The following is a 25,210-nucleotide window of genomic DNA, read 5'->3' on the forward strand; positions in this document are numbered from 1 at the left end:
CCTCACGATTCAATTACATCGAATCAGCTCTTTCAGAGCAAGGTAAGGCATTCGAAGACTGCACCCTAAAAGAGCTTGATCAGCTGTGGGATGAAGCGAAAAGACGTCAGACGTCGGACTCTTAATCTTTTCTTGTCGGCGGCGGTCGACAGCGTTTTAAGACCTTTGATGCCAAAGGTCTTAAAAATCTATACGCGCCTCAGCTCTTGGGGCCTGCGGTACCCCTAAAATCCTAGTTTCTACTCTTCTTTTCTTACTTTATGTACTTTCTTGTTCGCCCAAGAAAGTACCAAAGAAAGGCGTACCTGCTCTTAGGCCCTTCGGGTCCATTCGTGTCTTGGTAAAAAATGGCGCTGCGGAACTCGCTTAATCCATTTTTGACTGGCAGTCACTCATCCTTCGAGAAGGCGATCCCGCTACGATGAGTTTAGAGGTATGTAATACTCCATCCTATTTTTTCTATAAGAGTCCAGCACACACTTAAACTACAAAGTCTGAATCACTTTATCTGGCGAGCCAAAATACTTTTGCCCGCCTAGATCATCGAGTAATAAACATTCATTAAACGATGCAACGATGGCTTTTTCATTGGTCGCTGCGAGTACGGTTTTATTCTCGAGAGGACCTGATATGAGCGAAGTAACAATCTTGCCGAACTCATCTGCGCAGCCAAGTAAAGGTTCATCTAACAAATACAAGCTATGACGCATGTCTCCAAGGTTAATACAAAGCCGTAACAGCTGTTGAATTCCATTTGGCAGCTCGTTGATAAGTGATGGCGATAACAAGGTATTAACGCTTTGAGGAAAGTATTCGCTCAAGCCAAATAAGTCGACAGCCTCGCGCATATCTCTATCGCGCATAGTCCCGTTATATAGCTCAAAGTTTTCCTTCATCGTCCCATAGAAAAAATGACTTTCAAAAGGCACGTATTTAACAGACCGACGATAGCGATAATTATTAAATTGATGGATATTATAACCCTCGCACAATACCGTTCCTTGATAGTTTTGCTCAAGATTACCAAGTACTTTTAATAAACTGGTTTTGCCGCAGCCGGGTGGTCCAACTATGGTGACTTTACTGCCCGCATTCACTTTGAATTCGAGATTAGTTAAGCCTTTAGTACTGCCTGGATAACGATGAGTCAGGCCATGTACTTGAATATTGCCGCTTACTTGATCGATAGGTGGGCTTTTTTCTAGGTTCTGGCGATCATCATCCAAGGACATCAATGCATTCACTTGACGTGCAGAGCTTTGAATCGATTTAAAACGGGTGATTGCATTGAATACTCCCATAATTGGTGTTAATGCTTTCCACACCAAAATAATGATTACAATCATTGCGCTCGGTTCATTTAAACCTTGCATCACGGCTAACACCGCGATCACTATACTTAATGTGCCGATGACTTGCGTCATTACTTGACCAGTATTCTGGATCCGCGAATTAGTGATCGCTACATGGTTGGAATCATCTAAACTCCGTGATTGTGCAGCCCCAAAACGTGATTCTATTACTTGTATTAGGGGCAAACCTTGAATAGAAGCCAATCTAGTGAACAGCTCATTCCATTGATGAGAGACCATCGCATTTGCACGTGAGTTTTGCGAGGTGGCTCGTTCATAACTTTGGCGTGCGTAGAGACAGTAAAGCAGCATGATGATAACACCTGCTACAACAGCTACAGCTGCGAGCCCAGAAAGCAGCATAATGGCAATTAGAAATACTAAGATAAAAGGGAAATCGAAATAAGAAAGCGTTGATTCTGCAGTCACCAATTTTCGAAACTGATCAATATCTTTTAGACGTGCAAGTTGTGCTGAAGCCCTTGCGCCAGTCGTCAGAGCATAGGGCAGCCAGAGTAATTTTGATGTGACGGTATATGCGATATAGATGGCAAGATCTTGTCCTGAATTATTCAGAATATCCAAGCGCATTCTCTTGAATTTGTATTCCAAAAGCGCGGTTATAATAGATCCCGCTGTTAGCCAAGCGAGACTTGAAAGAGAACCTGAAGTTAATGCGAAGGTGTAAATGATCATGATAAAGAAAGGGTTGACTGCACCCAAAATACTCACGATAAAACTGAGTATTGTTAGTTGGTGTAACTCACGGTTATAGCGATAAAAACAATACTTTATCCAGTTGCTTTTGTCTTGGCTCTCAGGCGGAGGCTCGCGAAACAATTTGGAATAACGCGAGATGTGAATGATCGTATAATTCTGCTCATCAGCCTCTTTATAGAACAAATTGTCATTGCGGTAGTCATAGATGCATAGTTGCTGTTTCTCGAGGTTATACTCGATCAGAATACCGTTAAACCCAATACATGAGATCCAACAAGGACTGTCAATTTTAGCTAATCTCTCCCGTGTGACACCATCCTCGTGCTCAGGGCTATAACCTAAACGTGTAAGTGTGTTTGTGAAAGCTTCATGATCTTCATTGGTGGGCAAAAATGCATCGGCTAAAATACCAGGTGTTCCTTCCCAGCCTAGTGCAACTAAGCTAAAAGCGATTCCACGAGAAATTGGGTGTGCCTCAAAGTAATTTTCACCTAAGGGACTATTTGCAAATTGATGCAGACGTTGTTCAACTTCATCAAAGGCAACTAAGGTATTCATGCAATGATATCCTTATTTATATCGTTTTTGTTTTGATGTTTTGGTTCTATGTTTCTCGCTTGATTCTTTAACGATCGTTGAGGTAAAACGATATGCTCAAGTTTTGGGTAGATTTCGTGAAGACGATTGGATACAAAAATACAGATAAAAGCATCTGAGCGCGGACGAATACAGGTGACCAAGTTTTTAACAAAACGGGTGTCATAGATTAGGTCCAGATCATCAATGATAATGATCGATTTACGACTCAAAACAGCACGAATAATAACCAATGCATAAATAACTTGACGAGGCAATGGAACGGTATTTGTGGAGCGAAACTCTGTATAAAACCCCTGCCTTAGCTCATCTATGGTGTGCTTGATTTGCATTGCTTCACAAAGCGCATAAGCGGCTTTATGCAGTGCGGGTTGGAAACATGTAATGTTGTCTATGATTGTCCCTTCAATAAAGCTTGAGCTACGGTTAATATGAATCACTTGTTCACGCCATATTTTATAAGGGATATTCTGAATAGGCTTGCCGTTTGTCTTAATGGACTCTGCGTGTTCCTCCCGTTCACGTGTAATGCATTGAGAAAGGTAGGTCTTACCGCTACATGAAGGACCACTCAACACGCATAACTGGCCGAGCGCCAAGGTTTTGTTAAAAGAGGGAACCTCTAAATTTATTAGTCTTAGATTTGTATCCGTCTGATTCACTGTAAATTCATCGAGCTCAAGAAGTTCGTTTAAGCGATTAAGGTATACCTCATTGATTTTCCAGCGCGATAAGGTGTGCATGATTTGTTGATAAGGTGCGAAATAACGATTTGTTAATAGGATGACCGCCGCCATCACACCTTGGCTGATATCCTGGCTAATGACTGATACTGCGCAATGAACTACAACTAATGAAACAGTAACGTGTTGGATCAAAGTGAGCATGAGATTGAATTGAGAATCTAGTTCTTCATATTCAGTGCTCCGACGTTCCCGCGTTTTGACCAAATTCGACATCAAATTTTCCATACGCATTTCCATAGCGCTGGCTTTTAGATTGGTGGGATTGGAAACAATTTCAAGAACTTTCGAGTTGGTTTGTCCTTCATAATATGATTTTTTAGGGAGCGTATTGATTTTCGATTTTGAAAGGTGGTTTGCAAACAAGAAAAGAATAAATGAGGCCGTTAATACGGTTAGGCCGGCACCTGTATCTATGAAATATATAACGATTATTGTTATCGCACTGGTTAAAGCATTTATGCTCGCTTTAATGCTATCGCCACCAAAGAAGTTTTTGATAGCGTGAATCATCGAAATTCTCTCTAGATATTCTCCACTCGAGAGCTGACTGAAACGAGATAAATTTGCATGTGAGATCGCATGGAATATGCCTTTTGTAATATGCGATTCAAAGCGTTTTATTTGAAGGGAAACAAATACTTGCTCTATTTGACTGATAATGCCATCGAGAATCACTGCAAGCAAAATAATAATAAACAATAGCCAAAGTGAAGATTGTGCACTATTAGGTAAAATACGATCAAAAATGATAAGTATAGAAAATGGTAGTACGAGGTTAAGTAAGGTACTGATAATTGAACAACAAATGAGATAAAAGCTTCCTTCTAAACCGAGCTTTGGAAAGCGCTTAAATCTCATACATCACCTCCTTGCTCAATACTTCTGATTAAAGAATCAAGTTCTGGACGTTGTCTCCAGTCATATTGACGCATTCGAGCACTAATGTTAGCGACCATTTTTAAACTTAAATTTCCGAGTAAAGACTGAATTTCAACCACATTCTTAAGATAGTTATATTGAGTATCAAAGAAGGCTCTGAGGCTATCAAAAAGCAATTTTTCGGCAGATAGGACATCGCTCAAAGTTCGTTCTCCTAGTTCATAGGCACGTTTTTGTCCTTTGAAAGACTCTTTATTTGCTTGTACGTTTTGTTTAAGCAATATGGCAGATTTAACATTTGCATTGACTTCTAATACGGCTTGTTTGAGATCAAGCTCTGCTTGTTGATAGGTATTGTCAAAATCGAGCTGTGATTGTTGAACTAGGTGCTTAGCTTTTTTTGCCTCAAAGAAACGCTCGCCACCGATAAGGATTGGCAAGTTGAGCGTCACTCGATAACTCGTGTTATCACTATCTCCAGTGGCAGGCAGAACAGTAGAGGATGCGTTATTCGTATCAGTGTATGAGTAGTTTATACCCGCACTGATCGTTGGAGAGAATTTTGATCTTGTCTCACTCAAGCTACTCTTACTTTTTTGAAGTGTTTGATACGCAATCAAAATATCGAAATTGGAGTCTCGCAATTGATTCAGGTAAATCGAAAGGGTGGCTTGATCAATTTCGCTAATCAAAATAGACGGATCAATATCATAGGTTGGGCTTGCACGATAACCGGCATCTTTTTGTAGTTTTGCGATTGCAATATCGATACGTTTCTGTAGATCTACTAACAAAGTGCTCACGCTGCCCACTTTTGCTTGTGCCTCGTATAGCGACGAGCGGGCGGTGTTTCCTGCTTCGACATTTTTACTGACCTGTTGTAAGAGTGCGTTAGATGAATCTAACTCATGTTCTGTTGCGAGTCTGCGGGTGTAAAGCTGAAGGATTTCAAGGTAGTTATTGAAGGCGCTAGAAATAATCTCCTGACGGGTTTGTTCAAACTTGAGCTGTTCAATTGTGTATTCTTGACGTGCTTGGCTGTAGCGAAATAGACGGCCAAGATCGAATAACCGTTGGTTAAGTGTGATCTGATAACCATGCTCGTTATACTCGTTTTCGATATCCGGTCCCGGATCTTGTTCTGTGTCGGATTCATTCCAGGTTGTATTGGCACTAGCACTAAGGCTTGGGAAAAACTCAGTAAGGCTGATCGACTTATCGTATTCGCTCGCTTCAAGGCCTGCTTGCGCACTCGCGATTTCAAGATTATTGTTGATCGCTTGTTCGACCACAGAGGCGAGACTATCCGCATAGCTTTGCTGAACATAGCCCAGCTGGCTAAGTAAAATCAGTTTAGTTATAACGAACTTCAACATTCGTGTTGATTATCTCCCTGCGCGACAGACCTTGTGGGGACGCGCTAACTTATTTTTTGTACCGCCATGTAGTTTTTGATTACCTTGAAGATTTCTTCGTTTTTATATGGCTTGCCAATAATGTAGTCCATACCAGCATCCATACATTCTTTTTTATCTTTGTTGCTCGTGAGTGCTGTAGCACCAATGACGGTCAGTTCACCATATTGATCGGGGTTTGCACGTATCTTTCGTGTTGCTTCAATGCCGCCCATACCGGGCATAATGCAGTCCATAAAAATGATCGCTGGTTTTGCTTCTTTTAAACATTTCAGCGCTTCTTCCCCTGAATTTGCCGTATCGCAACTAATGCCGAATTCTTCTAATAGCTGAACCAAAATGATTTGCTGAATTTGATCATCCTCAACAACGAGTATGCGCTCGTCTGTCACAGCGGTTTTACTCTCCTCTTGATCGATCTGCTGAATCAATTTGGTGATAAAGCTTTTATTGTCTGAGGGGCGATAGAATATATGATCGACATTCTGGTAGGTGTCTTCGACCAAGTCAGGATCCGACACAGAAAGCAGCAGACGTGTACTGCCTTTTACTTTTGCCAAGCGAGATTTAAGTGTTTTACAGAATGACTTCAACTCAATGCCTGGTACCGTATCTGTCACGATAAAGGCATCAAACTCCTGTGCCTTGGCACTCGCTTTGAAAATATCGTTAGGTGAACTTGCCCATTCCAAGCCACAACCAGATTCGGAAATCGTGCGGCTGAGAATATCCAATTGCAATGGAGAGTCGCCACATAACAGTACTTTCTTTCCTTCAAGGATTGCTTCGTTTTCAGGATAAACTTTTGGCGTTGCTTCAATACTGACGACTAACTTTTCGGCTTGAGTGAGTGTCGGCGACGATTCGTCTAAACAATCTAACCACTGCACTTTCAGTTGTGCATCACTGCCCAATAGCTGCTGAGACTCGGAGCGTGAGCCTAGGCTCTGAGCTTCAAACCACTCTGCATTTAAGACTTCGTCGAGCGGCGCACTGAGTTCATTGCTGAAGAGAAGCTCGAATGACAACACAATTTTATCGATGCTATCAGCTGACTGGCATTGAACGAGCAGCAACGCGTGTTTGTCGCTCATTTGTGTAATCGCATTTGAAAAGTGGAACAGCAGGGTCCAGAACACGCCGATCTGGTTTCCGAACACAACACTCGGAATGTGCGGATCGATATAACTTTCCATTTTGCATTTATTACGTCGTACCTTACTTGCAAGGGATGTAGATAAATTCGCGAGGAGTGCATTAATGTCGATAAACTCGCCACCTTCTGCTTGGCCCGATGAAAGTAAGCGATTGAAATTCTCGGCCAACTCTTCGAGCATATCCGTAGCCATCGATATTTCATGCGCTAAGAACACACCATGGTCATCTGTATCTTTGGTTAAAACGCGCAAACCACCTTTGATCGTGGTGGTGATGCCGCGCATTTCAAAACCGATCATCGCGTATAGTTTTCGGTACAAATCCATTTGGTTACGGAAGTGATCAAGCTCGTGCTCTGTGTTCAAAACCTTCGAAAAGGCACGTCGCTCTAATTCGCTGAGATCGGTCTCACCGAGTAACGTTTTAAAACCATCGGTATCCCATTGGCTAATGGTTTGTGCGGTTTGATCCAGACGCATGTTGATCTCTGTGTAGAGCTTTTCTTGGGTCTTAGAGCGAAAGTGGGCTGATAAATATGCAATAAAGAAGAGGATGACAGAGGCTGATATGAAGCTCGCATACAGCTTTATTTTTAACGCTTGTTTCTCGTTTTGGGAGAGCTCAAACTGTGCGTAAAAACGCGCATGCATCGCCTCGATGTTGGTACTGTCTTTCAGTAGATGATTATAGAGGACGTGATTGTCCTTCGTTTGTAAAAATTGATCTAAGTGTAGGGTGAGAATATCTAGGCTGGTGACACCGACAAAGCTCGCAATTTTACGTTCTTGTCCCACCATGTTTCGAAAGCGTTCCGCCTCGCTTTTTAATAACGCTGTGGGCGTGATGATAAAGTCGTCTAAACAGGGTTGGCTCTTGCAGCTTTCTGAATTGTGTAACAGGGTTTCCGTGAGTTTCACGAGGTGTTCAGATTGTTCGACCAAACGATATTGTTTTAAGTCGCTCTCGGGCGTAACCGTCATATCGTGAATGACAAATACCGCCGAGATAGCGAGGCAGAGGATCGCAAAGCCTGCACATAATAGCGAGTTAGCTTTTGATACCACTACGCTGAGCTTGCTAGCGTTCATCGAAGGAATCCTGTATCGCGGCCATAATTGGTTTCAGAGCATAGTCGATCACACGTCGTGTGCCGGTTTGAATATCAGCCGTGAGCTCCATGTGCGGAGTGATCTTGTATTGCAGGCCTGAACGCTCAACGTAGTCACGTGCTAAGCTCACTTGCACCATGAAAAACTCATTGTCCTCTTCTTTAAATGAGCTTCTCGAGATTGATGAAATCGTGCCGTCGATGCTGCCGTATTGCGTAAAGTTGTAGGTATCGAGCTTTACCTTAGTGAGTTGCCCCATTTCGACAAAGCCAACGTCTTTTCTTGCCAACTTAACTTCGGCAATCAGTTCACCGCCTAAGGGTGCAATATCCGCAATACTTTCGCCCGGTGGGACGACGGCGCTTAAATAATTAAAGTGAAGTTTGTCGACGATGCCCTCAACGGGAGAAAATACTTCCATACGCTCAACTTTATCAGACGCGCGTATGAGTGCTTGGTCCTTCAGTTGGAGATCTTTGCGGGACTCACTTAGTTCCATGCGATAATCAGAATGACGTTTTAAGCGCTGGTCGTTTAGTTGCTTCTCGAGCCTGGCGAGTGCAAATTCTTCGTTAAGTATGCCTTCGTCTAAATTCTCGATTTCGCGCGTCATGTTCATGCGTTGCACACGCATGTTAAGTACGTCGACATAAGACGCGACGTTTTCTTTGTAAAGAGCTTCCTTAATCGAGAGTTGTTCTTCAATGAGTTTTAATTGCTTATGCGCACTTGCTTTCCTTGTTTTCATCGAGGCCATTAGGCCCCGTTTATGCTTGATGTCGTGCCCGACGATAATGTCATTGGATTCATTTTTTTGATGCTCTTTGTACCAACTTTGCCATTGCGCTTCGACTAACTCGGCAGATTGTGCATCAATCGCAGAAAACGAGAAATCGGGTTCTCTTTCTTCAATTAGGGAAGTTAACCTTTCGATATCCAAACGTAATGCCAAGCTTTCGACTGAAGCAGATTGCAGTTCAACATCCCGGTCAGCCGCTTTTAACCGTGCGATTTGTTGACCNACAAAGACTCGGTCACCTTCGGCTACTAAAAGTTGATCGAGTATTCCGCCTTCAAGGTGTTGGATTTTCTCGATGTCTTGTTTGAGAACAACTTCGCCGCGGGCAGAAACGGCGATATCTAATTCGGCCTGTGTCGACCAGATTAGAAGAATTAGAATCGTCGTGAAGAACAGAATTTGTAAACGACGACCAGTTTTGCCAGGAATTTCTGCGTCATCAATTGTACGCTGATCTAGCGCATGATCTAGCATCGCCTTTTTGATGACTCGTTGAATTTCGCTCATTTAGTCTGCCATTTTTACTGCTAAAAAGGCCTGACTTTTTGTTTGTTTGTGTCATGCCTTTCTGGTATGTAGCATTATGAGAGGTGGCTGAGAATTTGATCATTAATAGCTTTAATACGCTGTTCCATATCTGCTATTAATGCTTCGTCTGGTACAGCTCCGCCTCGTGCTGCGGACTCTATTTCAGCAGCTGCGGCAGCATCATCAACAGCGCACATATTGGCTAAAGCGCCTTTTAACGAATGTGCCAAATGATAAATCTCCTCTGTATTGCCCGATGACACGGCGCTATCAAACACGGCGTTTTGGCTGCCATACTGAACCGTGAAAATACCAAATATCTTCTCAACGATCGCAGCATTATTCCCCAAGCGTGTGTTCAATTGGTCTATATCAATCATCGAATTCCCTCCGTAAGTGAAATCAAAATATAGACGTAATTGTTAGTAAAGCAATAAAATTTAATGTCAAAATACCGGCTTCATACGCGGTTATTGCGTGAATAATCTAGGATAATTACGAGGTTCTTGATGAAGTATTATTCAGACTTTGAACTAAGCTAGGGTTAGCTAGACCAGAGTAAGCGCTGAGCGGAGTCAAACTTGATTAGAGTGCTGGTGATATTGCTGAGGAGGGTGAAATGAAAGGTGTCGTTTTTTCAGAGTTCATTGAGTTAGTAGAAGAACTGTTCTCGATAGATATGGTGGACGAAATTATTGACGACTGTGATCTTGAGAGTGGCGGTGCTTATACATCCGTAGGACTTTATGATTATAAAGAAATGCTGCAGCTAGTGACCGCCTTGTCAGCAAGAACAGGAACGCCTATTCCTGATTTATTACATGTCTTTGGTCAACACCTAATCAAAAAATTCAGTGTGAGCTTTTCCGACATGTTTGCGAATGCAGAAAGTTCTTTTGATTTTCTAGAGAAAATCGATGGGCATGTTCACGTAGAAGTGCGCAAACTTTACCCAGACGCCGAGTTGCCTCAACTTGGTACAGAGCGCATTGACGATAATACCCTTGTTATGAAATACCGCAGTAATCGCCCCTTTGCTGAACTCGCATATGGCCTGATGCTCGGCGCCATTAATCATTTTGGAGAGCAAATAAATATCACGCGCGAAGACCCTAAAACAGATGGTACCGCGCAAACCTTTACCTTGGCTAAGGCTTAAGTGTCGCGCGAATGACAGATGAAGCGAAATGGAAGCGCAGGCTAGAGCGAGAGCGGGCAGCGAGAAAGCAGGCTGAGGAGTTGCTCGAGCAAAAATCTTTAGAATTATGGGAAGCCAATGAGGCTCTAAAGTCATTTTCTGAAGATCTGCAACGAACGGTAGACGTGCGCAGTGTTGACTTGGCCCAAGCGCTTGAAAAAGAAATGGAAGCGAATAAGGCTAAGAGCGAATTCGTGAGCATGATTAGCCACGAAATGCGCACACCACTCAATGCCATTATTGGCTTCAGTGAAGTGCTGACCAATGAAGATCGAAACGCGAATCTGAGCAAAGACCAAAGCCAACACTATTTAGAAAATATACTCACCTCGTCAAAAGGCTTGCTTTCTCTAATCAACGATATTCTTGACATGGCTAAGATTGAGGCCGGTAAGCTTGAGCTCGAAACGCTTGAATTTGACCACGCTAAGCTTATTCGACAATTGCTAGATACCCACACGATCGCTGCTCGAAATAAAAACTTAGCGCTTAACGTGGATATTGATGAGCAAGTTCCTAGCATGCTCGTCGGTGATCCGAATCGTCTAGCACAGGTGATAAATAACTTAATGTCTAATGCGATTAAGTTTACAGATCAAGGTAGCGTGAGCCTCTCTATTTCTATGGATAAGAAACTAGATTCAGGCGATTTTATTCTTCTCTATGCCGTTCAAGATCAAGGGATTGGCATGAATTTAGCTGTGATGGAAACACTGTTCACTCCTTTCACCCAAGCTGATAATTCGATGAGTCGTAAGTACGGCGGAACAGGCTTAGGATTAACCATATCGCGACAACTATGCGAAGCCATGGGCGGTAAAATATGGGTTGAAAGTTCCGAAGGTAAAGGTTCGACCTTTTTCTTTAAAGTACGTTATTCACCTGCGCAGCAAGAAGTCGAATGCCCACAAGCAGCTCAAAACAAACGGGAAAATCGGCTGAAAGGCTATTACTTACTCCTGGTCGAAGACGATCTCATCAACCAAGAGCTTGCCAAATATCTTATTGAAAGCGAAGGCGCTAAATTAGATATCGCCTCGAATGGTTTTGAGGCGGTTGACTGTGTTTCTAAGAATCAGTATCACTTAGTGCTGATGGATCTGCAAATGCCGGTTTGTGATGGCTATAGTGCCACTTTAAAAATCAGAGAATCTTTCGATCCGCAGCAGCTAGCCATTGTCGCCATGACTGCCAACGCTGCGATAGACGTCAAAGCGCGTTGTCTTGAAGTCGGTATGACGGACTTCTTAACCAAGCCTTTTGTTCTTGAAGACTTACTGCAAAAGATCGAAGAGCATTCTCTTAAAACCTCGATCGGCAATGATGAATCTTTCGCCAAACCAAAATCTGATACCAAGAACATGATTGATGCGAATGCTGCATTGACAGCATTGCATGGCAATCGACATCTTTATTGTCGGATTCTCATGCAGTTTCAGCGCTGCTGTGAAGACGGTGTCTACGCCCTAGATCAAAAACGTATAGAAAAAGATGAAATGAATAGTTTGCGGCTAATCTATACTGTTAAACGTCTTGCTGGCGCCATTGGAGCTAAGAACCTTGAGTCGCTATTAAATGATCTAGAAGCAGCGATTCAAACGAAATGTGAAAGCGATATTGATCGATTAATTGAGGAATATTCCAGCGTTTTGGCATCGGTCAACGCAGAAATATCTGGTATTGATTTAAGCGAAATTTAGACTTTACTGTCTTGGTTTTTATAACGAGGAGTGAGCAATGGAAGAGCGTCAAACACGTCATTGGTTTTCCCCCATCCTGATTCTAGTGTTATCGATTATCGGTGTTGTGATTACTGAGGTTTCTGTTGAAACGAGTATTTATTATTGGATGGGAATCTTCGTTTTTCTTGCCATTTTGTTTACTTTCTTGGCGCTGAAAAGCGATGGGAAAGTCTATGTGATGCACCATGCTGGGCATTGGATAGGCGGATTTACAGCGCTGGTCATGGTCTATTTGTTTATGGATGCAGGACGTCTCGATCCTTCTCAGGGTGCTCTCGTTAGCTTTTTGATCTTAGCGCTTACTGTTTTTACAGATGGTCTGCGCTTGCACTACCGCTATGCCGTCGTAGGCTTTTACCTATTTGTCGCGGTCGGCATCATTGCTTTCGTTGAAGCATTTGTTTGGTGGTTCTTAGTGTTATCACTGGTTGTGATTGGCTTAGAGGTCGCTCTAATTATGCAAGCGAAAAAAGACAAAACCACGAGTTAGGTGGTCAACGCACGATTATCGGCGTTAGATGGATCACCTAATTACAAGCGGCTTTGCAACCGATTTTGTAAATTTGTTATGTAGTTTGAAATAACTTGAAATCCTAAAAATCTAAACTTGAATTGCATCAAAATTATATGAAGGCCCGCCTGTAAGCAGCCAACCAATTGTTTTGATGCATATTTTCGCAGATAAGGCGTAGTGCGAAAAAGTATCCTGAAACTGATCTTACTTTTGGAATTTAATACAAAAGAATGGAAAGTTTAGGATGGATGACAATAATGAGTCAGAATCAGAGAAAACAGAACAGATCGATACTCAGGCTAAGTAGTCCTTGGGTCACGTGATGACTGTCTCTGAGCAAGAAGCAGAGGCTTTAGGGGCTAGTACACCAGATGCTTCTAGTCTTGAGTTATCATATCGTGCAGCGTTTGACTCTGTAGCTTGTTCGCTTGGATACTTTGATTATCACCAAGAAGCACATCAGTTAGACAGTGAAGAACCTCTTCAAAGTGTTTCGATAGAGCAGCTCAATGAGCTCGCACGCATTAACCATCTTACTTTTACACCCACTAGCAAAGTTCACGAGAAAGGGGTTGATGACTTACTCGGCTTACTGTCTCTGCTTCTAGTCGGTGAAAACAAGGTATCATTAGTGATTCTTGAATATACGCCAGGCCACTGGCGAGTGTTTGATATTAAGCAACGTACCGAAAATATCTTTCAGCTGAAGAACTCATTGAGTTTTCGCCCTTGGCGCAATTCTATGTTGAATTCAAAAGCGATGACGCGGGAGAGCTCGAACCATCAAAGAGTTTCTGTGATAACTGGATCGTCAAAGAAGTTGTGAAACATAAGACCATTTATCGCGATGCGGTATTGGCTTCGGTTGTCATTAATTTAGTCGCTTTATTTATACCGCTCTACACGATGAACGTGTACGACAAAGTTGTGCCCAATCTAGCCCTTAATACCTTATGGGTACTCACCGCGATCGTCACCATCGGTCTGATCTTTGATTGGATTTTGAAGTCTTCTCGACCCATGTTGACGGACAAAATTGGTCAGCACATTGATACGTTTTTATTGACCCGCATCCTGCAGAACGTAATGGCCTCTAAAAGCGAGAGCACGCCGAATTCCATTGGTACTTTCGCTAAACAATTTCAAGACTTCGATGGGGTTCGAGACTTTCTTAATTCAATGACTATTACGGCGATTGTAGATCTACCTTTCGTGTTTTTGTTTTTGTTTTTGTTTTTGTTCTTGTTCATTATCTATTTGGTTGGTGGCGTATTGGTGATTGCACCACTAACGATCATGGTTCTAATGATTGTGATTATGGTGTTGGCACAACCGAAGGTGTCGAACAACATTCAGCAAATGTCGAAGCTAAAGTCTGAGCGCAGTGGCTTGTCCAAACGGAATTGTTGCAGACAAGCTAATACTAGCTGCCGCAACTATGCGAGAAATCTTCATAATGGTTCGTCCGTTAATATTTTATTTTTATTCAAGGTTTACGGAATCGATGGCTAAACCGAGAGCTTTATTCCTGCTCAGAGTGGCGGCAGGTCCTCAAGCTAAAGCTTTAAACTGGAGGGAATGGCGAAGCAGACAGTTCATTTGCTTCGCATTTAGTAATTTGAGCGTATTGTTCTTAGTTGATTGTGAGCAACTCATCGATCATTGACATGATTTCGTTTTCAGCAACAACGTTCGTTTCAACTGATTTCTCGTGTTGTTCTAACATCTCAAGTTGTGTTTCGACGATCTCAGGAATGTCTTCAGAACCTTGAAGTTTTATATCGAAGGCAAAGTCGATATCTAAGTCACGCGTTTGAACACTGATGGTAAAAGCATCAGTTTGTCGTGCGCCTTCGCTAAGCTTGATGCCATCAAGAGTAGCTTCATCAAAGTGGTAGAACCATTCTCCTGTAGCAAACACAATCAGTGAGCCGAAACGGCCCTGATATTCTTGAGCTTGCATAGAAGTGCTTTGATTCAAGCGTTTAAATTGACCATAAGCACCGATGCCTTCGTCTGAAATCATCGTACCTTTGTATTCGTTGTTAAGAATTTCTAGATGTTTTAAAGCCTGAAGCGAGTTGCGTTTGTTCTCAGCAGAACTCTGGTTGATGAGTTGTTCCACGGAACGAGGTGTATCAGTATCAAGAGTGAAACGCTGACCGGCAGTATTTTTTAAGGTAATGCTCTGTTTCGATAGGCTTGAGACTAAGTCGTCCTTGGTTAAGCTGTCTTGCTCCCTAATTTCTACGCGACGTCCTGTCCAATCCATATAAAATACTGGACCTGTTACTTCCACTACTGAAAACACTGCAGCGACCTCTTCGCTATAATAATAATGTGATACGAAATTTACCTTAATGTAACGCTATGTTAACGAGATCTGATCGTTGTTACGTGAGGCAAAAGGCAAACAATTGTGATTTGGAGGTCTAAATAAGAAGGTGAAAGAGAAGGAAAAAGAGTCTGAAAAAGAGAGGAAGAGTAGGGAAGATTAGATGGCGTTAAATTGCTTTGTCGATGATTTGCTCGATGAACCAAGCTCAATAGTCCATATATCATATTGCTTCGCGATAACGCGTTCTTGTGTGATTAAGTGCGCGATCATTCGTCGATTTTGTTGTCGCCCCTCTTTTGATGCGTTCGAGGCAATGGGCTGATCCGCGCCAAACCCAGCGGTAAGTATTTTTTGGGAGTCGATCTGATATTGCTTGATGAGAACATTCGCAACAGCATCGGCTCGTTTTTTAGACAGTGTTAGATTGCTGGAGGGAGAGCCAGTGCTATCTGTATGCCCCTCTATGAGAAGCATGAATTTCTGATTTTGCTTGTAGGTTTTCGCAAGGTTTTCAATAACTGGGTAATACTCTTTCGAAATTTCGGCACTGTTACTCGCGAACTGAATACCCAAATCGATGCTTTGAATTTCATTGTAAGACTCAACACAACCTTCGTTATCAATCACGGCATTTGTGCTTTTCTTATCGCACTGATCTCTTTGATCGATGACACCATCGTCGTCTTGGTCATCTAGAGTCTTATGTTCTTTTAGAAAGGGCTCAACTTTGTAGGGTTCAGGAGCGGTTTCAGCATGTTTTGATGGTAAGCCTGAACCGAACTCTTGGTTGTCCTCAGTGTTTTCGGTACTGTGATGAGCGCATGCGATTAATGAGAAATAACAAATGAAGAGTAAGCATCGTGAGTACATTTTTTGATCCTCATTGATCGTTGGCTATGAATCTTCTTGAGCGAGAGAACCTTCAACATTTACGCGTAATGCGTCGAGAATATAACTCATACTCGCTATGACTCTATATTGTGTATAGATGTATTCGTAATCGGCAGCCAAGTACTGTTTTTTTGCTTCAAACACCTCATTTTGTGCATCAAGCAAATCGAGTAATGTTCGCCTACCTGCCTTAAATTGAGCCATGTAAAGAGTGGCACTTTCTTCACTTTGATTGACGTAGTCTTCTAGGTGAATAAGTGTTTGCTTGAGGGTTAGATAAGCATCCCACGAGGCGTCAACATTTGCTTGAACTTCTCGGTAAACACGGTTTGAGCGCATTCGTGCAGCTTCTTCTTCATAACGTGCTTTTTTCTGTCGTGATGCGTTGGATCCACCTTGATAGAGGTTCCAATTCATTTCTAGCAGAACTCGCCACTCGTTTTCTTCGCCATCAAACCCCGAAACGTCGTCTTTCCATCTGCGGTCAGCGACGATATCTAAGTCAGGATAAAGATGCGAGTTTAGCCCCGTTGTATTGGCGGAAGCGGATTGCACGTTTAAGCGACTCGCAATTAAGCTTTGATTATTGTTCAACGCTAAGGTTTGAGCACGTTCGTTACTCTCGGGGATGTAAGCTTGATCGACTTCTGGACGAATCAGGGTGGCCGGGCGTTCGCCTGTCAATTGCGCGAAGACGGTTTCGGCATCACGCAGGTTATTCTTTGCGGAAAGTAGATTGGCTTTGACGCGTGCGAGACGTCCTTTCATTTGGGTCAAATCAGCTTTGTTAGAAACGCCTTGTTTCTTTCGTGCACTAACAAGTTCAAAAGTTTCTTCATGCCGCTTTAAATTCTCTTCTGATAAGCGCACGACATCGCGTGCATTTAAAACATCGGTATAGGCTTTAGCGATCGATAGAGAAGTTTGTTCTGCTTGCCCCAAGGCTTGGTAATAACTTGCTTGCATCGCGAAGTCAGCGCGATCATGTTCGCTCACATTCGCAAAGCCGCGAAATACAGGAATAGTGAGCTGTAACTTTGCTTGGGTTCGCGTTTGATTGGTCTCACCAACGCCTTGTCGATCGATATCTTCTTTCCCAGTGTCAGCGCTTAAATCTAAGCTTGGTAGAAAGTTTCCTTGCGCAGCGCCTAAGTCTTCTCGCGATGCGTAGTAGCTTTGCAGAGCGACCGACATTTCAGGATTACTTTGTAGTGCTTCGAAGGTTGTTTCTTCTAAGGTTTTAGAGTGAGCCAGAGAGGATGAGACAACACTCGATACGAGAATGCAGATCGTCGCTCTAAGTCGCATATTTGGATCACTCCTTGATAATGTCGCGGCCAGATGTTTGGCGGAATTTTTATTTATATTCAGCATAGTAGATGTTTGTTTTTTGCGCTAGAAAGTCGCACTTGAATATAAAAATTCTGTGACAATGTATTTTTTTTATAAGTAGTTGATTTTGTTGGATTTACATTTTTATGTCTAAATCGTATCGTTCCGCCCAATGATTCACATTTTTGGTCTTAGTATTACGAGGCCTCTCTCGGAGAGATTATGACGAAAGGACTTATCCAAATTCTTCCTGCAAGCCTTGCTTCAGTATTGCTTGTTGCGTGCGGTGGAGGCGGAGGAGGCTCTGCGGGCACGATTCAAAAGTGTTCCTCTTATCCTGAGTTGAATAATCCTAACTCGAACTGTCCTGCTTGGCATGATGAGCAAACCTTAGCTGAAACAGGTGCGACGGCACGCAGTATTGATAGCCCGGCTATTTCTATCGATGAAGATGGCAATATCTCCGCTATTTTTAGGCTTGAGATGGATAATGGTGCTCAAGAGGGTTTCAAGGACATCACCTATGAATACGACAATGCGCAATGGAGTGAACCGCCACCAAATTTATTCTTAGATAATGTGCTACCGAGTGTTGCGACTTTTATTGATGAAGGCGTTCGTACTTTTGCGTTCACATCGGGTTCCTCGAGCACTGATACTGTGACGGTGCAACAAGGTGCGTTCAATATGAGTGGCACTGAATTGATCAGCTCGACGTACACTGATAATGTTCAATTATTTGGCTCTACAGTCGTGGATTATGGCTCGGAGGAGCATCCGGTTTATGCTTACATTGTGCAGTCAAATTCGAATTACGATGTGTGTTTGACTTATAAACCAAACAGCTCTGCTAGCTATCAAGATCGGTGTTCGGACATTGATCCAAGTGTTGAATTGAATGCGAGCGCTCAGCAATTCAGTTCACTTTCGTTATCTGCGGAGTTTTCTTCAAATACTCTGAAAGCGGGCTTAGTGTTCGGAGAAAATCTAAGTTACACCGACGGTTCTACTGTAACGCTTGATCGTATTGTTGCGGCAAATATCTCAGCGAATGCTTCGGGTATTACCAGTCATGTTTCTAAGGTTATTGCCCAAGACACTACCGGTACGAATCAGTATGCCAATCCCCAAGTCGAATTAGCATCAGGTTCAGCAGCATTGTTTGTGACTTTCGATGAACTGACAAATGATCAGGTGGGTTTGTTCATTCTTGATGAGAATCTTGATAGGGCGCACCCAGCGACACTTGCTTCAAGTATCATCAATGGCGGGCTGACTTTCGATACAGCGCGCAATGCGCGACTTGTTAAGGCACTTGATGGCGATATGGTCTGGGCATTTTTTGCGACGAAAGATGGTAATGAGAGACCGATTATCAGACGTATTAATTTTTCGGGAGCGGATCAAGCAGGCTATCAATTAGATGATGCTCAGGTATTGCAAGCAGGGTTAGTTGGTAGTGCAGGCTACACGCAAAATGCGCTAGATATGGCTTTCGCCGGTAATGGCAATATGGCGATCGCGTACAAAGAGAGCCTTTGTGAAGACGCCGACAATGTTGGGGCGGGCAGTTGCTCTCAATATACTTCGCGAGTTCGAGTAGCCTATTTTCGAGTACAAACCGGTCTGTTTGATCAATCGACTAACAGCATCGTTTCTCAACAGAGTTTTGAAAATGAAAGTGCTATCGTAGATATTCCTACGGATAATCAAGCACTCGCTATCGATGTTAATTCGGAGAAGGGTCAAACGGCCATTATCTTCCAAGAAAGACGTGCGCCACAAAGCGGTTCGGGACCTGCTGAAAATACGGTTCGTGTTCTTCGACTAGATTAGTTTCGTTTGTCATTTGGTTAGTAACACTGGCGTCAAATATTGACCCAGTGTTCTACTCCCGCGCAGCTCTAGCGTTGCAAGGCCCGCAACAGCGGCTTCATGATGTATTCCAATACTGAACGTTCAGCTACGCTGATATCAACCGTTGCTTGCATGCCAGGTATGACGTTCAAGCGCCCGTTAGGGTTATCAAAGTACGCTTGGTCTACATGTACTTTCACAAGGTAGTGACTATTTCCGCGTTGGTCCGTAATTGAGTCAGCAGAAATGGTTTCGACCTTGCCATCCAATCCGCCATAGACAGCAAAATCGAAGGCCGATATTTTCACTTTGGCGTACTGATCTCGGCGAACAAAGCCAATGTCTTTAGGTTTTACTTTCACCTCGACAAGTAATTCATCACCCACAGGGACGATGTCGATAAGTTCTGCGCCTGGTCTCGCGACCCCGCCTATCGTATTTATGTGCAAGGTCTGGATAATGCCATCCACCGGAGAGCGCAATTCAGTTCGGTCAACGCTCGCAGCGCTCACAGTTTGTTTACCACGCGCAATATCAAGGCGCGTTCTTACTTCAGAAAGTTGTTGTTGGGCTTTGGCTTTAAAACTTGCCACAACGCTTTCTTCTTCTTTTTGAAGGCGATCTATTTCTGATCTCAGTTCAGGAATTTCATTTTTTGTGGAATTGACTTCAGACTGTGCACGACTCAATTGTTGCTGAATATCGAGCACCACAGATTCAGATACGGCCCCCATTTTTAGCAAAGGCTCATTCATTTTTAGTTGCTGCTCAACAAGCTGCACTTGTCGTTGCTGATCTTGTTGACGTTGGTTCGCCGCAACAAGTTCTTGCCGGGCTTTGCTTGCTTTTAAATGAATGTCTTCGACTTGTTTATGTAGTTCTTCCTGACGAACTTTGTATAGTTGAATTTGGGTTTCGATGAAGCGTTTATTCTGTTTGATTTGTTCTTCCGTGAAATTAGGTGCCGTACCGGCAACCTCTGCCGCTAAACGCATTTCTTCTGCGATTAAAGAAGAGGTTTCTGCAACTGATTGCGCGAGAGAGCCGCCGGCAGTTGTTGCATCTAGTTCCATGAGTAGATCACCCGCTTCCACGGTTTGGCCTTCACGCACATGAATAGCGCTTATAATACCGCCATCAAGATTTTGAATGACTTGTGTATGACTGAGCGGAATGGCTTTTCCTTGGCCGCGAACAATCTCATCAATACTCGATGTATAAGCCCAAGCAATGAGCGCGAGTACCATGACGAGCAACACCCATAAGGTGATTTGCGCCACTTTTGGCGTACGCATTAACTCGCCTTGCGAGGCATCTGTAATAAAATCTAAGTCTTCTTGATGCAGCTTCTTCAATTGTTTTTTGCTGAGGTGATCACTAGTGCTCATGCTTCACCTCCGTCTTTAGTATCGGACTTATCTTGTGCAGGTATTTTTCCTGATAAGCGATCGAGTATTTCTTGCTTGGCGCCGTGCATTAGAATTTCACCATCATCCATTACCGCGAGCGAGTCGAGCAAGCTCAGTATTGCAAGACGCTGTGTAAATACGATGATTGTTTTATCAGGTGCGAGCTTGCTTAAACGCGTGATTAAACGTCGCTCTGAGTCTTGATCTAGTGCACTAGTTGGTTCATCAAAAATTAAGATTTTTGGATCGCGAAGCAGTGCGCGTGCGAGTGCAACACATTGACGCTGCCCGCCTGAGAGCATGCGTCCTTGTTCTCCACATTGTCGATTTAATCCTTCTGGATGCGTCGCGGTAAATTCCAATACGCCGGCCATCTCTGCGGCTTTTAGAATTTGGTCGTCAGTCGCATAAGGTGTGCCGGATGCAATGTTTTCGCGGATGGACCCTGCAAACAGCATCGGTTGTTGTTCAACACATCCGATCAAAGAACGTAAATCGCTGGGATCCAGTTGTCGAATGTCAATGCCATCCAATTTGATGACGCCCTCGGTCGGTGTATAGAGCCCCATTAACAAGCGCAATAATGTTGTTTTTCCGCAGCCAATTCGACCGATCACCGCCAGTCGACTGCCTGCAGGAATATCAAGCGAGACGGATTTAATGATCGGCACTGTTTGTTCAGGGAAAGTGATGCCTACGCCTTCAAGCTCATAGTGTCCTTCGGTGTGGTTGCGTTGTAGGTATTGCTTGTCTTCCTCACGCTCAACCGGCATTTGCATAATTCGCTCGATGCCCTCGTACGCCTCTTTAGTTTGACCCCAGCGAGCGATCAAACCTGCTACCTGCGCCATTGGGGCGATTACGCGCCCAGTCAGCATGCTTGCGGCGATCAGACCGCCCATGCTTAGTTCATGGTTTGAGATTTCGTATACGCCAACGATCAGTAGAGCGACAGTCGTCATTTGCTGAACAAAACCAGAGGTGCTGGTGCCGATGGTTGAGTACAAGCGAGAGCGATTGCTCCAATAGGAGTTTTCACCGACATTTTGTTCGTACTTGCGCTGATTCAGGCCTTCCATACGATTGCTTTTAACCGTCTCTAAACCGTTCAGGGTTTCAATGAGCAAACCATTCTTGACGGTCGAGGCACCATAGCTATGCGTGATTGACTCATCGACCGGGCGCCGAATAACGATGGTAATGATGAGAATAATGAGTACTGCGACGATTGGCACAATCACTAGGTTTCCGCTGAATATGTAGATCGCAATCAAAAATATAATTACAAATGGAATATCAACGAGCGTACTCATCGTTGCAGAGGTGATGAAGTCTCGGATGCTCTCGAACTCACTGACCATTTTTGCAAACGAGCCTACTGAAGAAGGCCGGTACTCTAATTTTAAGGCCTGAACGTGCGAGAATATCTTAGATGATAAGATAACATCTGATTTCCTACCTGCGACATCAAGAAAGTAAGTACGTATTAACTTTAACACCAAGTCGAAGAAGAAAATGATGCCGATACCGATTGAGAATGCCCATAAAGTATCAAAGGCTGAGTTAGGTACAACGCGGTCATACACATTGCGAACATAAAATGGGCTTGCGAGAACAAATAAATTAATCAATACCGATGCTATGATGACGTCACGGTAAATAGGGAATGACAGTCGGAGCGTATCCCAGAACCAATGTTTACCGGCTTCTCCGGTCACCAGTTTACGTTCTTTATCGAATTGGTATTCGCGTTTGATAAAAAAGCAAAATCCGGTGTAAAACTCATTCAAGGTCTCGAGATCAAGCTTTTCCTCACCCAAGCCTGCTTCAGGTCGAATAATGGTCGCTTGATTGGAATCTTTGTCGATATGATTCAGTACGCACGCATTGCCATTGTGAAGTAACATTATGGCAGGCAATACCTCTGGAACAATTGAATCGAGTTCGCGGCTTAGCATGCGAGTAGACAAGCCTGCACGCTCTGCGGCACGCGGGAGCAGGGTAGTGGTTAGCTTGTTCTCGACGAGGGGAAGGCCTGCACTTAATGCTGTTGCTGTGCTTGGTTTGTCATAGAGTTTTGAAACTATGACTAAGCTATCGAGCAAAGGATCAAAATGCGTGCGCTCTGGCGAGCCAGTATCCCACTGTTCCATCTGAGAATTATTATCCTGCTGATTCGTCATTTAGTCCTCTGAACTGCTATTTAATTCTGTTATCTCAAACTCTAACGCGTCAACCTGATACCTGATTAAGTCCGGCATGACCGAGTTGGCATCTTTTTGTCACGCAATCTTTAATCACTATATCGGCGGCAAACTATCATCATCGGGTTTGGCCACTAAACTATCTAAATGTGAGCTTGAACTGCCACCCACTGACTCGTCTGGTTCTGTGCCGTCTACAGCAAGGTCCGTTTGGCTCTGAGCGCCATCAGAATGCTCACTATCGCCACTCTTCGTTGCAATGTTTGCTTCGTCTTTTACCTTAGTCTTGTGGTGGGCTGTTAGATGTTCTTCAATCATGGTTTGTAAAGCATCGTTTGCCTCATTTTCAGAGGCTCCACCAAGAACAGTAGCGGCGCGCTCTTCTGAAGTATCAAGAGATTTCTGATCTGTTCTGTCTGAGCTATTTTCTTCCTGAAGCTGTTCATGAGCTGCAGAAAAGTTAAGAAGAGGTTCATCGCTAAATGAATATTCAAACTGCTCTGCGACTAACGATGCAGTCATTTGCTGATCATCAATGGTAAATTCATTCAATAGTTCATTATTATCGATAGACTCATCGTGGGTAACCGAATTAACAGTACTGACCTGAACTTGTCCCTGAGCATCGATGACGGAAGTCGCTTGTAAACCACTGCCAGTATCTGTGGTGACAACGGTAGTTTCAAAACCTGAATTGGTCGCGGTAAGCGCATGATCAGAGATCAGTTTTAGTTGGTCACTGAGTGCCGGATCGATTTGATAGCTATTGTGGCTTTGCGGTACCGAGTGGCCATTGTCATAGATGAGAGCTACACCATTGGGTAGATGTGTTAGAGCGATACTGTCTATAGTTTCTCCTGGATTTTTATGGACAGAAATATCTAAGTCATATTCATAGCTAGCTACGGAAGGCCCGCCAATAATGCCTGCTTGGGGAACCAGACCACCATTGGCAATGTCAATATCGATACTGATGACAGGTGGGGTATACTCATCTTTTCCGTGCACGGTAATGGTTAAGTTCTGCGTGTCAGTCGCACCGCTTTGATCGACTACACCAACGGGTATTGTCAGCGTTTGAACTTGACCTGCCGCTAGGTGTTGGTAACTCGCATGGCCCGGATCAAAGCTATAGCTACCGTCTGCATGCAGGGTAAATCCGTCGGTTTGTTGCAATACACTATAATGCGCAACGTCATGGTCATCCGTATCAGTTGACGTTAACTGACCGGTCAGCACTTGGCCGTCTTCCGTAACACTTTGCGCTTGAATCTGATCTAACACCGGCGCATCGTTAGTCCCGGTTAAGGTGATGACAAGATTTTTCGTGTCACTAGCTCCAGCCAAATCTGTAAGAGTTACCGGAATTGTAATTGTTTGCACATCGCCTTGGGCTAAATGATTGTAGCTGCTGTGACTGGGATCAAAACTATATTTCCCATTCTGCTGGAGTACAAAACCGTCGACACTCGGGGAAGAAAAGCTAACTCGGTCGTGGTTATCGTGCTCTGCGACATAAATTATCCCTTTTGTTAGTGTCGTATCGCCTTCATGTGCTGCTTGAGCTGTAATAGAGGTGATCTCCGGCGCATCGTTAGTGCCCGTCACGTCGATCGTTATCGTTTGCTGTACCGGTGTGCCGCTGCTGTCTGTGGCCGTGACAGTAAAGTGCTCTGTTACCTGTTGATTAGCTGCTAGGGTATACGTCGCATGGCTTGTATTGTCCAGTTGATAATGCCACTGTCCCTGTTGATCAATACTCAACTGACCATAGCGGCCCTGCCCCTGAACCACTTGCCAGCTGGGGGTATCGCCCATGTCTGGATCGGTTACGTTTAACGTTCCAGTGGCATCGGCATTGCCACTGGAACCATCGCCCGCTTCTATTACAGCGCCAGTGCTAGCGCCTATTATTACAGGAAGATCATTAGTGCCTTTTACGGTGATATTTAGCTGATGTGCTGTACCATCCGCACTATGGACAGTCAGTAGTTCGTGCTCGACCTGCCCCCCTGATAATGACTGTGATTTGATATTATCTGGCACATAAGTCCAGTGACCACTTACATCAATATGTGCAGTACCAAATGTGCCCACAATCGTTTCTGGTTTAAAGCTAGACTCGCCATCATCTTTATCAACGATATGTAATTGGCCGGTTGTTAATTGACCACTATCTTCAACCACTTGTCCTGTCGACACGCCACTAATCGTCGCCGCATCATTCGTGCCGGTAATCGTGATGCTTGACGTCTGTGCAGTAGCCCCACCACGCGAATCGTTCACCTGATAACTGATTATTAGTGTCGTGCTCGCACCTGCCGCTAAGTGTTGAAACGTCGCACTGCCCGGGGTCACTGTTATCGTGTGACCATCAGCGGCAAGCGCAAAACCCGCTGGAATATGGGTCGTAGCGGCGGCC

18 protein-coding genes are annotated in these 25,210 nt (G+C 43.8%); 6 read left to right on the forward strand and 12 right to left on the reverse strand.

Annotation, left to right across the window (positions count from 1 at the left end; translation table 11 throughout):
* Window positions 1–485: 485 nt before the first annotated feature.
* The 6 genes from A3738_RS26055 to A3738_RS26080 form a co-directional block, all read right to left on the reverse strand.
* The gene (locus A3738_RS26055) at window positions 486–2,630 is read right to left on the reverse strand and encodes an ATP-binding cassette domain-containing protein (protein WP_068477690.1); all 2,145 of its coding nucleotides are present in this window, start codon (window positions 2,628–2,630) and stop codon (window positions 486–488) included.
* Window positions 2,627–4,273 carry an ABC transporter ATP-binding protein gene (locus A3738_RS26060; RefSeq protein WP_068477688.1) on the reverse strand — a complete coding sequence of 549 codons (1,647 nt, stop codon included), beginning with the start codon at window positions 4,271–4,273 and terminating at the stop codon, window positions 2,627–2,629. Before A3738_RS26060 ends, A3738_RS26055 begins: the two co-directional genes overlap by 4 nt.
* Window positions 4,270–5,670: a TolC family protein gene (locus A3738_RS26065; RefSeq protein WP_068477686.1), complete on the reverse strand. Its 1,401-nt coding sequence runs from the start codon at window positions 5,668–5,670 to the stop codon at window positions 4,270–4,272. Before A3738_RS26065 ends, A3738_RS26060 begins: the two co-directional genes overlap by 4 nt.
* A gap of 44 nt (window positions 5,671–5,714) precedes the next feature.
* Entirely contained in the window at window positions 5,715–7,955 is a 2,241-nt protein-coding gene (locus tag A3738_RS26070; RefSeq protein ID WP_068477685.1) for a response regulator, read from the reverse strand.
* Entirely contained in the window at window positions 7,945–9,282 is a 1,338-nt protein-coding gene (locus tag A3738_RS26075) for an HlyD family type I secretion periplasmic adaptor subunit (RefSeq protein ID WP_068477683.1), read from the reverse strand. The genes A3738_RS26070 and A3738_RS26075 overlap by 11 nt, the downstream gene beginning before the upstream one ends.
* 74 nt (window positions 9,283–9,356) lie before the next feature.
* On the reverse strand, window positions 9,357–9,683 hold the full coding sequence (locus A3738_RS26080) for an Hpt domain-containing protein (protein ID WP_068477681.1): 327 nt from the start codon (window positions 9,681–9,683) through the stop codon (window positions 9,357–9,359).
* Window positions 9,684–9,922: 239 nt separating this feature from the next.
* Between A3738_RS26080 and A3738_RS26085 the strand changes: the two genes are divergently transcribed.
* The 5 genes from A3738_RS26085 (at window position 9,923) to A3738_RS26105 (ending at window position 14,269) form a co-directional block, all read left to right on the forward strand.
* Window positions 9,923–10,462, forward strand: coding sequence for a heme NO-binding domain-containing protein (locus A3738_RS26085; RefSeq protein WP_068477680.1), 540 nt, complete (start codon window positions 9,923–9,925; stop codon window positions 10,460–10,462).
* Window positions 10,463–10,473: 11 nt separating this feature from the next.
* A complete protein-coding gene (locus tag A3738_RS26090) occupies window positions 10,474–12,201 on the forward strand; it encodes an ATP-binding protein (protein ID WP_068477678.1) in 1,728 nt (575 codons plus the stop codon).
* Between the two features lie 37 nt (window positions 12,202–12,238).
* Window positions 12,239–12,733 (forward strand): hypothetical protein, encoded by a 495-nt coding sequence (locus A3738_RS26095; RefSeq protein WP_068477676.1) that lies wholly within the window; start codon window positions 12,239–12,241, stop codon window positions 12,731–12,733.
* 346 nt (window positions 12,734–13,079) lie between these two features.
* Window positions 13,080–13,583, forward strand: coding sequence for a hypothetical protein (locus tag A3738_RS26100; RefSeq protein ID WP_068478848.1), 504 nt, complete (start codon window positions 13,080–13,082; stop codon window positions 13,581–13,583).
* Window positions 13,580–14,269, forward strand: coding sequence for a hypothetical protein (locus A3738_RS26105; RefSeq protein ID WP_068478845.1), 690 nt, complete (start codon window positions 13,580–13,582; stop codon window positions 14,267–14,269). Before A3738_RS26100 ends, A3738_RS26105 begins: the two co-directional genes overlap by 4 nt.
* A gap of 121 nt (window positions 14,270–14,390) precedes the next feature.
* Here A3738_RS26105 and A3738_RS26110 read toward each other — a convergent pair whose 3' ends face one another.
* The 3 genes from A3738_RS26110 to A3738_RS26120 all read right to left on the reverse strand — a co-directional run bounded on the left by A3738_RS26110 (window position 14,391) and on the right by A3738_RS26120 (window position 17,294).
* Window positions 14,391–15,068 carry a VCBS domain-containing protein gene (locus A3738_RS26110; protein ID WP_156493751.1) on the reverse strand — a complete coding sequence of 226 codons (678 nt, stop codon included), beginning with the start codon at window positions 15,066–15,068 and terminating at the stop codon, window positions 14,391–14,393.
* A 183-nt stretch (window positions 15,069–15,251) separates the two neighbouring features.
* Entirely contained in the window at window positions 15,252–15,965 is a 714-nt protein-coding gene (locus A3738_RS26115; RefSeq protein ID WP_068473171.1) for an OmpA family protein, read from the reverse strand.
* Between the two features lie 24 nt (window positions 15,966–15,989).
* Entirely contained in the window at window positions 15,990–17,294 is a 1,305-nt protein-coding gene (locus A3738_RS26120) for a TolC family outer membrane protein (RefSeq protein WP_068478839.1), read from the reverse strand.
* A 246-nt stretch (window positions 17,295–17,540) separates the two neighbouring features.
* Between A3738_RS26120 and A3738_RS26125 the strand changes: the two genes are divergently transcribed.
* A complete protein-coding gene (locus A3738_RS26125; protein ID WP_068478836.1) occupies window positions 17,541–19,154 on the forward strand; it encodes a hypothetical protein in 1,614 nt (537 codons plus the stop codon).
* 68 nt (window positions 19,155–19,222) lie between these two features.
* Here the strand turns inward: A3738_RS26125 and A3738_RS26130 are convergent, their stop codons facing one another.
* The 3 genes from A3738_RS26130 to A3738_RS26140 all read right to left on the reverse strand — a co-directional run.
* On the reverse strand, window positions 19,223–20,563 hold the full coding sequence (locus A3738_RS26130; protein WP_068478833.1) for an HlyD family type I secretion periplasmic adaptor subunit: 1,341 nt from the start codon (window positions 20,561–20,563) through the stop codon (window positions 19,223–19,225).
* Complete coding sequence (locus tag A3738_RS26135; RefSeq protein WP_082878429.1) at window positions 20,560–22,767, reverse strand: type I secretion system permease/ATPase; 2,208 nt, start codon at window positions 22,765–22,767, stop codon at window positions 20,560–20,562. The genes A3738_RS26130 and A3738_RS26135 overlap by 4 nt, the downstream gene beginning before the upstream one ends.
* Window positions 22,768–22,884: 117 nt before the next feature.
* Window positions 22,885–25,210 (reverse strand): VCBS domain-containing protein (locus tag A3738_RS26140; protein ID WP_082890152.1); only part of this gene is annotated, 2,326 nt, incomplete at its 5' end.

Source organism: Oleiphilus sp. HI0066 (assembly GCF_001635725.1).

Excerpts from the sequence above, each read along its gene's own strand:
- A3738_RS26095 (WP_068477676.1), top strand. The coding sequence starts at position 12,239 with ATGGAAGAGCGTCAAACACGTCATTGGTTTTCCCCCATCCTGATTCTA.
- A3738_RS26085 (WP_068477680.1), top strand. The coding sequence starts at position 9,923 with ATGAAAGGTGTCGTTTTTTCAGAGTTCATTGAGTTAGTAGAAGAACTG.
- A3738_RS26065 (WP_068477686.1), bottom strand. The coding sequence starts at position 5,670 with ATGTTGAAGTTCGTTATAACTAAACTGATTTTACTTAGCCAGCTGGGC.
- A3738_RS26115 (WP_068473171.1), bottom strand. The coding sequence starts at position 15,965 with ATGTACTCACGATGCTTACTCTTCATTTGTTATTTCTCATTAATCGCA.
- A3738_RS26120 (WP_068478839.1), bottom strand. The coding sequence starts at position 17,294 with ATGCGACTTAGAGCGACGATCTGCATTCTCGTATCGAGTGTTGTCTCA.
- A3738_RS26135 (WP_082878429.1), bottom strand. The coding sequence starts at position 22,767 with ATGACGAATCAGCAGGATAATAATTCTCAGATGGAACAGTGGGATACT.
- A3738_RS26100 (WP_068478848.1), top strand. The coding sequence starts at position 13,080 with ATGACTGTCTCTGAGCAAGAAGCAGAGGCTTTAGGGGCTAGTACACCA.
- A3738_RS26055 (WP_068477690.1), bottom strand. The coding sequence starts at position 2,630 with ATGAATACCTTAGTTGCCTTTGATGAAGTTGAACAACGTCTGCATCAA.
- A3738_RS26130 (WP_068478833.1), bottom strand. The coding sequence starts at position 20,563 with ATGAGCACTAGTGATCACCTCAGCAAAAAACAATTGAAGAAGCTGCAT.
- A3738_RS26090 (WP_068477678.1), top strand. The coding sequence starts at position 10,474 with ATGACAGATGAAGCGAAATGGAAGCGCAGGCTAGAGCGAGAGCGGGCA.
- A3738_RS26060 (WP_068477688.1), bottom strand. The coding sequence starts at position 4,273 with ATGAGATTTAAGCGCTTTCCAAAGCTCGGTTTAGAAGGAAGCTTTTAT.
- A3738_RS26080 (WP_068477681.1), bottom strand. The coding sequence starts at position 9,683 with ATGATTGATATAGACCAATTGAACACACGCTTGGGGAATAATGCTGCG.
- A3738_RS26125 (WP_068478836.1), top strand. The coding sequence starts at position 17,541 with ATGACGAAAGGACTTATCCAAATTCTTCCTGCAAGCCTTGCTTCAGTA.
- A3738_RS26070 (WP_068477685.1), bottom strand. The coding sequence starts at position 7,955 with ATGAACGCTAGCAAGCTCAGCGTAGTGGTATCAAAAGCTAACTCGCTA.